The sequence below is a fragment of the Clostridium beijerinckii genome, from assembly GCF_036699995.1.
Classification (GTDB): domain Bacteria; phylum Bacillota; class Clostridia; order Clostridiales; family Clostridiaceae; genus Clostridium; species Clostridium helianthi.
This window is the reverse complement of the sequence record NZ_CP144906.1, coordinates 235496-247605: the sequence shown is the minus strand read 5'-3', so window position 1 is coordinate 247605 and position 12110 is coordinate 235496. Positions and strand designations below refer to the sequence as shown.

Here is a 12110-nt window from a genome sequence, read left to right as displayed (position 1 = left end):
ATTTTTCTTTTAATAATAAATTTTTCTACCTATTTCTTATATACCCAATCAATCCATCATTATCGATGATCTTTTGCATAAATTCAGGGAATGCTTCTCCTTGATACTCTTGGCTCTTAGTTAAATTTTTAATAAGACCTGTTGAGAAATCAACTTCTAATTCATCTCCTGCATCAATATTTTTTACAGCTTCATCACATTCTAAAATTGGTAACCCAATATTGATTGCATTTCTATAAAATATTCTTGCGAAAGTTGATGCAATAACGCAGCTAACCCCTGCTGTTTTAATTGCTAAAGGTGCATGTTCTCTTGAAGAACCACATCCAAAATTCTTATTTGCAACAATTATATCCCCACTCTTTACATTTTTAACGAAATCCACATCTATATCTTCCATACAATGTGCAGCAAGTTCTTTAGCATCCGAAGTGTTTAAATATCTTGCTGGAATTATTACGTCTGTATCTACATTATCACCATATTTGAATACTTTACCTTTTACGCTCATTACTAAATACCTCCTACACTAATTCAGGATCAGTTATTTTTCCAGTTAGAGCAGACGCTGCTGCCACTGCTGGACTTGCTAGATATACTTCTGACTCAACATGCCCCATTCTTCCTACAAAATTTCTGTTTGTTGTAGATACACATCTTTCACCTTTAGCTAAGATTCCCATATGTCCACCTAAACATGGTCCACAAGTCGGTGTTGAAAATGCTGCTCCAGCCTCTACCAAGTCAGTAACTATTCCTTCTTTTATTGCTTGTAAATAAATTTTTTGAGTTCCAGGGATAACTATACATCTGATACCCTTTTTAACTTTCTTTCCTTTTAAGATATCTCTAGCTATTCTTAAATCTGAAATTCTACCATTTGTGCATGATCCAATTACAACCTGATCAATAGCTACATCGCCAGTATTATCAATTGTTCTTGTATTGTCTGGTAAGTGAGGAAATGAAACTGTTGGTCTTAATTCACTTAAATCAATTTCAAATACTTTATCATATTCTGCATCTTCGTCAGCTTCATAAACCTTCCATTCTCTAGAAGCATGACCTTTTAAATATTCTTCAGTTTTATCATCAACTGGGAAAATTCCATTCTTTCCACCAGCCTCTATTGCCATATTTGCCATTGTAAATCTATCATCCATTGAAAGATATTGTAAGCCATCACCTACAAATTCCATTGATTTATATAGAGCACCGTCAACACCAATCATTCCGATTATGTGTAAGATTATATCCTTACCACTTACCCATTTTGCTGGTTTATTCTTAAGTACGAATTTTAAAGCAGATGGTACCTTAAACCAACACTTTCCTGTAGCCATACCAGCTGCCATATCAGTTGATCCTATTCCTGTTGAAAAAGCCCCAAGTGCTCCATAAGTACATGTATGTGAATCAGCTCCTATAACAACATCTCCAGCAACAACTAGTCCTTTTTCAGGAAGTAGGCAATGTTCAATTCCCATTTCTCCAACTTCAAAGAAATTTTCTATCTCCATATTTTGAGCAAATTCTCTAATATATTTAACTTGTTCTGCTGCCTTTATATCTTTGTTAGGAGTAAAGTGATCTGGTACTATAGCAATTTGGCTTTTGCTAAATACTTTATCTGTTCCAAATTTCTTAAATTCATTTACAGCTACTGGAGTTGTAATATCATTTCCTAATACTAAATCAAGATTTGCTTCAATTAATTGTCCAGCTTTTACAGCTTCCAATCCCGCATGTGCTGCTAAGATTTTTTGAGTCATTGTCATTCCCATGTTTTAGTCCCCCTTAAAAATATGCTTTTACTTTTCTTTCAATATCTTTTATTAATTTATATTCTATTGAATCCACTAGAGCTATCCAACTAGCTTGAATTACATCCCGAGATACCCCAACAGTACTCCAACTTTCAATCCCATCTGTTGATTCAATTAATACTCTTACCTTTGCCTCAGTAGCACTTTCTGAATCCAAAACCCTAACTTTATAATCTACTAATCTTGCCTGTTTTAATTCCGGATAAAAAACTTCTAGTGCTTTCCTAATAGCCTTATCTAAAGCATTCACAGGTCCTTCCCCTTCTGCTGCTGTCATCTCATTTTGTCCATCAACTGTAATATTTATTACTGCTGTTGATGAGAAATCCTCTGATCCATAGGGTTGTTCACCAATGATCTTAAAATGATTCAATTTAAAGAACGGTTTGTACTTTCCAATAATTTTTCTTATAACTAATTCAACTGTTCCTTCTGCTCCTTCAAATTGATACCCATCATATTCTAGTTCTTTCAATCTATCTGTAATTTTTTGAACCGATTTATCATCCTTAGATATATTAGGAAATATCTTTTGTATTTCCTGTAAAATTGTACTTTTACCACTTACCTCAGATACTAAAAAGCGCCTCTTATTCCCTACCAATTCTGGCTCTATATGTTCATATGATTTTGGTGATTTAGTTACTGCATCTATATGCATTCCACCTTTATGAGCAAACGCTGAATTTCCTACAAATGGATCTTCATCTGATAATGTGATATTACAAATTTCAGCAATATACCTAGATGTTTTTGTTAGATTTACTAGCTCGTTATCATTTAACACTTTATATCCAAGCTTTAGTTTTAATGTAGGTATTATTGTGCTTAAATTAGCATTCCCGCATCTTTCTCCTATTCCAATAAAGGTTCCTTGAATCTGACTCGCTCCTGCCTCCACTGCCATAATCGAATTTGCAACTGCCATCCCCATATCGTCATGGCTATGAATTCCCAGTTCAACCTTCATTGTTTCTTTTATGCTTTTAGTTATGTTATATATCTCTTGAGGTAAAGTTCCCCCATTAGTGTCACATAGCACAACTACTTTTGCCCCTGCTTCTTCTGCTGCCTTTAAAGTTGCCATCGCATACTCTTTGTTAGCTTTATATCCATCATAAAAATGTTCTGCATCAAATATTACTTCTTTCCCCTTAACACACAAATACTCAATTGTGTCTTTTATCATATTTACATTTTCACTTAAAGAAGTTTTTATAATATCTGTTACTTGAAAGTCCCATGACTTCCCAAATACAACAATTGTGTCTGCCCCTGATGACAGTAAATCTTTTAGATTTTTGTCATCTTCTACGTTAATTTTAGGTCTTCGTGTAGATCCAAATGCTACGACCTTTGCGTTCTTAAGTTCCACATCCTTAAGCCTTTTAAAGAATTCCATATCTTTCGGATTTGATCCTGGATTACCAGCTTCAATGTAATCAACTTTAATCTCATCCAAAACTTTTACTATTTTAATTTTATCTTCTAATGAAAATGAAATTCCTTGACCTTGGGCTCCATCTCTTAGAGTAGAATCAAATATTTTCACCTGATTCTGAGCCATATATGATTATCCCCCTTTTCATTTTATTGCCTTATTGCTTTTAGATTATCTTTATTTAATATACATTAATAAGATTCAATGGAATTTCTTATAGTTTTTTCCCCTCTTTGTAGTGCTGTCACACCTGTTCTAACCAATTCTTCTATTCCATACTCCTCCATCAGGTTTATTAATGCTGATATTTTATTTTCATCCCCAGTTAATTCTATCGTTAAAGTGTCTGTAGACAGGTCAATTATCTTGCTTCTAAAAATATTTACAGTTTCATTTATTGCTGCTCTGTTTTCTGCATTTGCCTTTACTTTAATTAGCACTAATTCTCTATAAACAGAGTCATCAGCTTTAAAGTTTATAACCCTTATAACATCTTCTAATTTGTTTAATTGCTTTTTAACCTGTTCTAATACATTCTCGTCTCCCATAAGTGTAATTGTCATTCTCGAAATCAAAGGATCTTCAGTTCTACCCACAGTTAAACTATCGATATTGTATCCTCTTCTTGAAAACAATCCACTTACTCTACTCAAAACACCAGATGAATTCTTTACTAAGACAGATAATACATGCTTCTCCATTGCCTTCCCCCCTTAAAAATGGTTAAAAAAATCCACCCTTAATGATATAAATCATAAGAAGTGGGATAATATTCCGCCTTACATAATATCACTAGGTTCTAACAAACCCTTGCATATAACGGATGCACACCGGATATCTTTTACTCAAGGAACGGTTATTCCTCTTTCTGGATTCTGCTCAGGAGTGATAATTATAGAGCTAAAGTATCGATTCTCACCAGCCATCGACTCTCTGCAACTTATCTACTAAATAATTTTCTCCATCTCAGCATTTTATAGCTTAAGGACCTATTTGATTTTCCTGTTAGACTAAATTGTACTCTCGGTTTTTATTGTTGTCAACATTTTAATTATATATTTTCCATTATCATTTTTTTATATATTTACAATATATGAAAATTAACTATTTGTTATTTTTTTACGCTTTTTTTTAACTATATATCAATACACCAAGACTTAATTTAATTATATCAATTTTTATAGTAGTTTAAATTAACAATTTAAATAAGCTTGCTTTTATTGATTTTTTAATTTGGAGTATTACATTCTACTAATCTTTGTTCCATAATCCTCCATATATTCAACTTCTTGAATGTTTGCTAAAACTGTATCTAAACTATACTCATATATGTTAAAATTTATTTTTGCTTCACATAACTTTGAAATTATTTCTTCCTTTTCATCTTCAAAGACTAACTCTTTATTAATTTCTTCAATGAATGACACAGTTTTATATATCTCGCATTTAGCTCCCTCTTCGGCACCTAACTGTGTAAATACGTTGTACCTATATTCATCTCCACCTATTTCAGTAGCATCATTATAACCATCCTTATGAAAAACATCATCAAGACGTAATTCATAATACATATTAATATATGCTTTTGCTCCTTCTATATCGTTAAATCCCTTGCAGTTACCAGTTGGCATCACTACTAGATATTCATTATAAGGTTCTTTGTCCATATAAATGCCTCCTTTATCAACGTATTATTATTTTATGTATTAATCTATTTATCCCCTTATTGCTCATTTGTTATTCATAAAAAATTATCTGTAAAAAGCAAAGTTTCAAGCAATTTTATAAACTTATAGCAATTTTAAATTAGTTTTATCCATTTTAGATAGATAAACAAAAAAGGAACTCATTTAATAGAGTTCCTCTTAACAAAGTTATATATACCTTATTTAATTAATTATATTTCTTCTCGATTAAATTTGCTAAATTATGAGCCATTTCATCTATCTCAGCTTGATTTTCTCCTTCAAGCATTACTCTTACTAGCGGTTCAGTTCCAGATGGTCTTATAAGTACTCTTCCAACACCATTTAAAGCTTCTTCTATCTTTCTTATTTCGTTTTGTATTTCATCATCTGTCAAATACAAATCTTTTTTATCATTTGGTATTGTTGCATTAGCTAAAACTTGTGGTAATTCCTTCATTATTGAACATAATTCAGATAATGTTTTTTCCTTTTTCTTAACTATCCCTGCAATTTGAAGCGCTGTTACTAATCCATCTCCAGTTGAATTATAATCTAAAAATATAACATGTCCTGATTGTTCTCCACCTAAGACATATTTGTTTTTAACCATTTCTTCTAAAACATATCTATCTCCAACAGCAGTCTTAATAATGTTTATTTTTTCATTTTTGCATGCAATATCTAATCCAAGATTACTCATTACAGTTACAACTAATGTATCATCTTTTAACTTACCAAGTTCTTTTAAATATTTTGCACATAACATTAGTATGAAATCACCATTTATTAAATTACCTTTTTCATCAACAGCCAAGCATCTATCTGCATCTCCATCAAAGGCAAAACCTAAATCGCATTTCTTTTTAATTACATATTCCATTAATTCTTCTGGATGTGTAGATCCACAATTTTCATTTATGTTTGTTCCATCTGGATTGTCATTAATTACAAATACATCAGCACCTAGCTCTCTAAACGCTTTTACTGATGATTTATATGCAGCTCCATTGGCACAATCTAATGCTATTTTTAATCCCTTCAAGCTATAAGGTATTGTGTTTTTAGCAAATTCTATATAATCATCTAATGCTGACACTTCAATTGTCTCTCTTCCCAAATCTGTGCCTGTTGGACTTGGAACTTCTTCAAAATCACTTTCAATAACTCTTTGAATCTCATCTTCCAATTCATCTGAAAGCTTGTACCCTTTATCGTTAAAGAACTTAATCCCATTATATTCTACCGGATTATGCGATGCAGAAATCATAACACCCGCATCTGCTCCATATTTTCTTGTTAAGTATGCAACAGCTGGTGTAGGTACTACTCCAAGCACTATTGCTTCAGCTCCAACTGATAGTATTCCTGCTATTAATGCTGATTCTAACATATCTCCTGATATTCTTGTATCTTTTGCCACTAATATTTTAGGCTTATGAGCTCCTTCTGTTAATACATATGCTCCTGCTCTTCCAAGATCATACGCAATTCTTGCTGTTAATTCTGTATTTGCAACTCCTCTAACGCCATCAGTTCCAAACATTCTACCCATAATTTTACCTCACTTTTTTATTCTGTTATAGTCACTCAATTACTATAATATACTTAATCATCTACAATGGATAATATTATTTGTAATTTCTTCAGTGCCTACCTTAAATAGTATAATATTTTTAACACGTATTTACAATCTTCTCTTTCTGTTATAATATTACTATTTTACAATTAATTACATATAAGAATAGTATTTCTAGAATCAGCATCTATGTTAGTCTATATTTTCATCATTTAATCTTTCTAAAACTAAATTATATCCATCACTTCCATAATTTAAACATCTATTAACTCTACTAATAGTTGCAGTACTCGCGCCAGTTATTTCAGCTATTTCTGAATAAGTCTTTTTACCTTTAAGTAGCTTTGCTACATGTAATCTTTGTGCTAATGATTTAACTTCATTTATTGTCGCTACATCTTCAAAGAATTTATAACATTCATCTATATTTTTAAGTTCTAAAATTGATTTAAAAAATAAATCTAATTCTTTACTTTTTAGCTTTGACTCTAAAGAACTCACTTTATCACCTCTTGTAATACTTATTTTCTCTTTAATTATAACCATCTAAAGCTTACTTTACAACTTTAATATATCAAAGCATATATTAATATGAATTACATAAAATTCATAAAACAAAGAAGAAGCTTATTATAAAATAAAATTTATAATACACTTCTTCTTTAATTAAATTTATAATACTCTATTTATATATTCTAATCATAAATCTTCAACATTACTTTCTGGGTTTATGCCACTTATCGCGTCCAATCCCTTAATATTTAAATCCTTGTATATGCTTTTTGTAGGTACTAACCAAACTTCTCCAGTACCTCTATATACATTAACCATACCTTCTCCACTAACTGCAGTTCCTATAATTGATTTAGATGATTTCTCCACTGAGAATTCAATGTTTCCTGTCCTTAAGATAGCAAAGTTTCCATCTACCTTTAAAGTATCGTTAATTAATATACATTTAAATATTTCACTTTCTGGAACTGGAACCTTAAGAACAACTATTCCGCTACCTTCTATCCTAGTTTGATATAACCCCTCATTCCCTAGAAAGGCTGATGATACATTTTTTTGCATTGTTGCATCAATTTCTATACCTTCTTCACATGCATAGAACATATTATCTCCCACAACTATTTCATCATCCTCTAGTTCTATTAATGCAAAATGACCGAAAGAAGGCTCTAAAAATATTTCCCCAGTCCCACTATAAGTAGGCCTAAATATGCTTTCCCCTATTAGTTTACTTGATATTATCTTTTTGCCAAGTCCCAACAACCCACCTGATTTATTTGTTATTTGAATCTTCCCTTTCATATAGCTCAAAGAGCCTGGTTCAAGTGTTACCGAACTATCTTCTAGCAATATTCTCACTTGTTTTAATTTTATCCCACTCTTTTTCATTATATTAAGTCCCAAAGCAGTTTGAACATCAGTCGCTCCATCTAAATTCTCATATTCCAATATTTGAAACGTTGATTCACATTCCATTTCAGATAACATATTTAATTTGTTAGTAAACTTTAGTGAACTTCTCATAAAATTACCCCTACCTTATAATAGGTACTGTCAAAGTTTTTTATCTAACTAAGGCAGCAACCCTTTAATTTTTCTTATTTTTTATATAAATAACTTGCCACCCCCAAAAAGTTAAGATATTTTATACTTGCAAAACAAAAACACTGAACTAAAAAAGGAGGCAAGCTATTACCATGATTAATAAGTTTCTTCTTGAAACTGTAATTTATCTTATTGAAATTATAAAGTATCTCATGACTTTGCTGGTTGGCAAAAACTTGCTTAAAAGCATTTCGGACGAACCTGTTAAGAAAGAATACCGAAAGCTTCAAGTAGATGATCAACCAATCTTTGATGTTCCCGAAAAACTTAACTATAAGCTTCTAATAGCTGAATATGAGTTTAAGCACGGCAAAGAATTTGCTCCTGTGAAACCTCGCAAAAACAAAGCGTTAGCTCCTAAGGATGTTATCTGTCCTAAGTGTGGTGCTCCACATACCTATCTTTACGATAATAACGGAGGCCGAGGACAATATCTTTGCAAAGTCTGTGATACCACATTCAATCCTAAAAATTACTATCAGAAATCCATAGTGTTAAGATGTCCTCACTGCAGTAAAACACTTGAAAGAATCAAGGCGCGTAAGGATTTCTACGTTTATAAGTGTAAGAATGATAATTGCTCTTTTTACCAAAATAATCTTAAATCAATGACAAAATCTGAAAAACAAGATTTTAAGAAGAATCCTGGTAAGTTCAAAGTTAGATACATATTTAGAGATTTCACTTTTGACTTTAAGCCACTTTCTAAAGAAAGTCCGGTAAAATCAAAGGTTTCTCTTCCAAACATTATGATTTCTTCTTACACCTTAGGACTCATTCTAACTTACTACGTTAACTACGGTTTATCTTCCAGAAAGACAGCTGCATTGCTTAAAGATATTCATGATATTAAAATATCTCATCAAGCAATTTTAAACTATGTTAATGCCGTTTCAATTGTAGTTAAGCCATTTATAGATAACTACGATTATAAACTTTCTGACTCTTTCTGCGGCGATGAAACCTACATAAAAGTTAACGGTAAGTGGAACTATATTTTCTTCTTTTTTGATGCTGTTAAAAAGATTATTCTATCTTACAGAGTATCACCACATAGAGATACCGAAACGGCTGTAAAAGCCATCGATGATGTTCTAAGTAAGTTAAAAGAAATACCTGAAGATCTTAATCTTATAACTGATGGTAACCCTATATATCTTCTTGCACAGCACTTCTTTGCAAGCCATAGTATAAAATTCGATGTTACTCAAGTTATAGGCTTAACCAATAAAGATGAAGTTTCAAAAGAATATAGGCCATTGAAGCAAATTATTGAACGTCTTAACCGAACCTTTAAAGGCAATTATAGAGCTACTACTGGCTTCGGAAGTCCTAACGGGTCGGTTGCATTTGTAACTATGTTTGTGGCATACTTTAACTTTCTAAGACCACATTCTGCCCTTGAAGGCAAAACTCCTGTAATCCTTGAAGAGTTAGAGTCAATGTCCAACATGCCTACTAGATGGTGCAAATTTATTGAACTATCTCAAGACTTTGTTCTAAATAACTGTACAATAACTGCCTAATGATCTAAAGCAGTTGGTGAAACGCACCCTTGACACGCCCACAAAGATAAATGGTAAAATATCTCAATAGGCGGGTCTATTAGTCATGTTCAAAATTATCATTCACCCGTCCTTAACTGCCTAAGACCATTTATCTTTAGGTGTGTCAAGGGCAACTAGCAAACATAATTTAACATTAAATGGTAGTTGGATTGATTTTTCATATATTTTTTACACTACCTTATAATAAGCTGTTTCATATTTTTAATTTTCTTTTTTCTCTAGCTCCTCTAAAAGAGTAAATACTCTCTTATTGAGCACAGGATGCATAAGATATGGTGCTATTTCACTTAATGGTTTTAATACAAATTCTCTCTCATGCATTCTTGGGTGTGGGAGAATCACCTTTTCATTTGAAGAAACCACTGAATCATACATAATAATATCCAGATCAATAGTTCTAGGTCCCCACTTTATAGTCCTCTTTCTATCTAGATCTGTTTCAATTCCAAGTAATAAATCCATAAGTTCTTCTGCTTCTAATATGGTTTCTATTTCCACAACACCATTTAAAAAATCTTCCTGTTCTAAGTATCCCCATGGTTTTGTTTTAATAAACGATGACTTTCTTATTATTTCAATATTTTTTTCTGCAGATATTTTATTTATTGCGTCCTCTAAATATTGTTCCTTATTCCCGATATTGGATCCTAAACTTATATATGCTTTGTGCCTTCTTCTTTCAATCATTATTTCTACAGTATCTAAATGTTTCTTTATAGGTGCCCAAGGTTTTTTTAAGAACACCTTAACACCTTCTATTATCTTATATTCATTAAGAATAAAATCAGCTAAATTTAAAGTTGCTGTTTCTATAAGATCATAGTTCTTTCTTTTAAATTCGTCTTCAATTTTTTCACACAATTCACCATAATGAACTGTTTTAGTTAAATCTCCAGTTTTTCCTGCTAATTTTAGATCTATATCTAACTCAAAAGATAAAATGAACTTTTGACCTAATCTTTTTTCCTCTTCGAAAACTCCATGAAAACCAAATAACTCTAGCTCCCTTATATACATCTTATCCAAAACTCATCCATCCTATCTTCTTACGATTATATCAGTCATCTTTGCTGCTCTTGAATTTTCAAGCACATCATGAACTCTTACAAAATCACAAGCATCTTTCATTATTCCAATAACTGTTGTTGCAACTGTCCCCTCTATTCTTTCCTCTACAGGTAAATTAAGAGCTAATCCTATCATAGACTTCCTAGATGTACCAAGCAATATCGGATATCCCAAGTCTTTGATTCTTTCTAAGTTATTCATAGTTTCTAAATTTTGTTCATAAGTCTTTCCAAAACCTATGCCTGGATCTAATATTATATTTTCGTCTTTTACTCCAGCATCCTTAGCAATATTAATACATTCTTTCAGATCATTTAATATATCTTCCATTAAATTTTTATACTCTGTATTATCTCTATTATGCATTAGACAACAAGGTACATTATATTTTGCCGCAACTTTTGCCATATCTTTATCTTTTTTAAATCCCCATATATCATTAATAAGGTTCGCACCAGCTTTTATTGCCTGCTCTGCAACTTTAGCTTTATATGTATCTATTGATACTGATATATCGAAATTTTCTTTTATAGCCTTTATTATAGGTACAACTCTTGAAATTTCTTCTTCTTCACTTACTATCTCATATCCAGGTCTTGTAGATTCCCCTCCTACATCTATTATGTCAGCTCCATTATCTATCATTTCCTTCACATGTTTTATAGCAATATCGATGTCATTAAATTTTCCTCCATCTGAGAAAGAATCTGGAGTAAAATTTAATATTCCCATAATATATGTTCTCTCCCCTATATTAAATTCCTTACTTCCTATTTTCATTGATTTATAGCTCCTTTTAATAATATATTTTAAAATTTTTCTTTTCATCTCCCCAATTACATTCATCAATAGACTTGCAGCTAATGCACAGTCGTGAGAGTTTATCTGCTCTATACATGAGCTGCGCAAAGTTTTCACTTTTTTTATCTCTATGACCTAGTATTCCTTGTTTTATGATTTCAATTTCTTCCTCATTATATCTGTAATTATGTAAAATTTCTTTTGAAATCTCCCATGATGCTATTTCATGAGGTGTTCCATTTTCATACTGAAGCGACTTTCCTATGTCGTGGAGAATTGCAGTAGTATATATAATTTCTTTGTTAAATCCTAAACCTTCTTCGAGATTTATCAATTGTGCTATTCGTGCTACATCTAAAAAGTGTTTTAAATTATGCTTGCAAAATTTTCTATCTTTTTCAAACTTTTTATTTCTTTTTAGATAATATATATATTCTGTGTCATTCAAAATACAATTAAATCTATCCATATCATACCCCAATTAAACTTATTCTTTACTAAATATCATTACGATTATTTTATTAT

The 12110-nt window shown here is 31.5% G+C and carries 12 protein-coding genes; 1 reads left to right on the top strand and 11 read right to left on the bottom strand.

Annotation, left to right across the window (positions count from 1 at the left end):
• Positions 1 to 25: 25 nt before the first annotated feature.
• From leuD to PZA12_RS01210, 8 genes are all read right to left on the bottom strand, one after another.
• A complete protein-coding gene (gene leuD / locus PZA12_RS01245; RefSeq protein ID WP_017209668.1) occupies positions 26 to 511 on the bottom strand; it encodes a 3-isopropylmalate dehydratase small subunit in 486 nt (161 codons plus the stop codon).
• 13 nt (positions 512 to 524) lie between these two features.
• Positions 525 to 1784 (bottom strand): 3-isopropylmalate dehydratase large subunit, encoded by a 1260-nt coding sequence (gene leuC / locus PZA12_RS01240; protein WP_078116902.1) that lies wholly within the window; start codon positions 1782 to 1784, stop codon positions 525 to 527.
• Between the two features lie 13 nt (positions 1785 to 1797).
• On the bottom strand, positions 1798 to 3393 hold the full coding sequence (gene cimA / locus PZA12_RS01235; protein WP_077837262.1) for a citramalate synthase: 1596 nt from the start codon (positions 3391 to 3393) through the stop codon (positions 1798 to 1800).
• A 65-nt stretch (positions 3394 to 3458) separates the two neighbouring features.
• Positions 3459 to 3968 carry an acetolactate synthase small subunit gene (gene ilvN, locus PZA12_RS01230; RefSeq protein ID WP_077837263.1) on the bottom strand — a complete coding sequence of 170 codons (510 nt, stop codon included), beginning with the start codon at positions 3966 to 3968 and terminating at the stop codon, positions 3459 to 3461.
• Positions 3969 to 4508: 540 nt separating this feature from the next.
• The gene (locus tag PZA12_RS01225; RefSeq protein WP_078116901.1) at positions 4509 to 4934 is read right to left on the bottom strand and encodes a hypothetical protein; all 426 of its coding nucleotides are present in this window, start codon (positions 4932 to 4934) and stop codon (positions 4509 to 4511) included.
• A 226-nt stretch (positions 4935 to 5160) separates the two neighbouring features.
• Complete coding sequence (glmM, locus tag PZA12_RS01220; RefSeq protein ID WP_077842541.1) at positions 5161 to 6507, bottom strand: phosphoglucosamine mutase; 1347 nt, start codon at positions 6505 to 6507, stop codon at positions 5161 to 5163.
• Positions 6508 to 6723: 216 nt separating this feature from the next.
• Positions 6724 to 7032 carry a YerC/YecD family TrpR-related protein gene (locus PZA12_RS01215; protein ID WP_077837302.1) on the bottom strand — a complete coding sequence of 103 codons (309 nt, stop codon included), beginning with the start codon at positions 7030 to 7032 and terminating at the stop codon, positions 6724 to 6726.
• 198 nt (positions 7033 to 7230) lie between these two features.
• Positions 7231 to 8067, bottom strand: coding sequence for an AIM24 family protein (locus PZA12_RS01210; RefSeq protein WP_078116900.1), 837 nt, complete (start codon positions 8065 to 8067; stop codon positions 7231 to 7233).
• Between the two features lie 173 nt (positions 8068 to 8240).
• Here PZA12_RS01210 and PZA12_RS01205 point away from each other — a divergent pair, with 173 nt between their 5' ends.
• Positions 8241 to 9674, top strand: coding sequence for a DDE-type integrase/transposase/recombinase (locus PZA12_RS01205; protein WP_168983577.1), 1434 nt, complete (start codon positions 8241 to 8243; stop codon positions 9672 to 9674).
• Between the two features lie 243 nt (positions 9675 to 9917).
• Here PZA12_RS01205 and folK read toward each other — a convergent pair whose 3' ends face one another.
• The 3 genes from folK to PZA12_RS01190 are packed head-to-tail and all read right to left on the bottom strand — an operon-like array spanning position 9918 to position 12054.
• Positions 9918 to 10742, bottom strand: coding sequence for a 2-amino-4-hydroxy-6-hydroxymethyldihydropteridine diphosphokinase (gene folK / locus PZA12_RS01200; RefSeq protein WP_077842542.1), 825 nt, complete (start codon positions 10740 to 10742; stop codon positions 9918 to 9920).
• 12 nt (positions 10743 to 10754) lie between these two features.
• Complete coding sequence (gene folP / locus PZA12_RS01195) at positions 10755 to 11564, bottom strand: dihydropteroate synthase (RefSeq protein WP_077842563.1); 810 nt, start codon at positions 11562 to 11564, stop codon at positions 10755 to 10757.
• A gap of 16 nt (positions 11565 to 11580) precedes the next feature.
• Positions 11581 to 12054, bottom strand: a complete 474-nt coding sequence (locus PZA12_RS01190; protein ID WP_078116899.1) for an HD domain-containing protein — start codon at positions 12052 to 12054, stop codon at positions 11581 to 11583.
• Positions 12055 to 12110 lie beyond the last annotated feature (56 nt).

What these genes read in the sequence shown, in the direction of transcription:
- PZA12_RS01205 (WP_168983577.1), top strand. Translation starts at nt 8,241, where the DNA reads ATGATTAATAAGTTTCTTCTTGAAACTGTAATTTATCTTATTGAAATT.
- ilvN (WP_077837263.1), bottom strand. Translation starts at nt 3,968, where the DNA reads ATGGAGAAGCATGTATTATCTGTCTTAGTAAAGAATTCATCTGGTGTT.
- folP (WP_077842563.1), bottom strand. Translation starts at nt 11,564, where the DNA reads ATGAAAATAGGAAGTAAGGAATTTAATATAGGGGAGAGAACATATATT.
- PZA12_RS01210 (WP_078116900.1), bottom strand. Translation starts at nt 8,067, where the DNA reads ATGAGAAGTTCACTAAAGTTTACTAACAAATTAAATATGTTATCTGAA.
- cimA (WP_077837262.1), bottom strand. Translation starts at nt 3,393, where the DNA reads ATGGCTCAGAATCAGGTGAAAATATTTGATTCTACTCTAAGAGATGGA.
- PZA12_RS01190 (WP_078116899.1), bottom strand. Translation starts at nt 12,054, where the DNA reads ATGGATAGATTTAATTGTATTTTGAATGACACAGAATATATATATTAT.
- PZA12_RS01225 (WP_078116901.1), bottom strand. Translation starts at nt 4,934, where the DNA reads ATGGACAAAGAACCTTATAATGAATATCTAGTAGTGATGCCAACTGGT.
- leuC (WP_078116902.1), bottom strand. Translation starts at nt 1,784, where the DNA reads ATGGGAATGACAATGACTCAAAAAATCTTAGCAGCACATGCGGGATTG.
- leuD (WP_017209668.1), bottom strand. Translation starts at nt 511, where the DNA reads ATGAGCGTAAAAGGTAAAGTATTCAAATATGGTGATAATGTAGATACA.
- glmM (WP_077842541.1), bottom strand. Translation starts at nt 6,507, where the DNA reads ATGGGTAGAATGTTTGGAACTGATGGCGTTAGAGGAGTTGCAAATACA.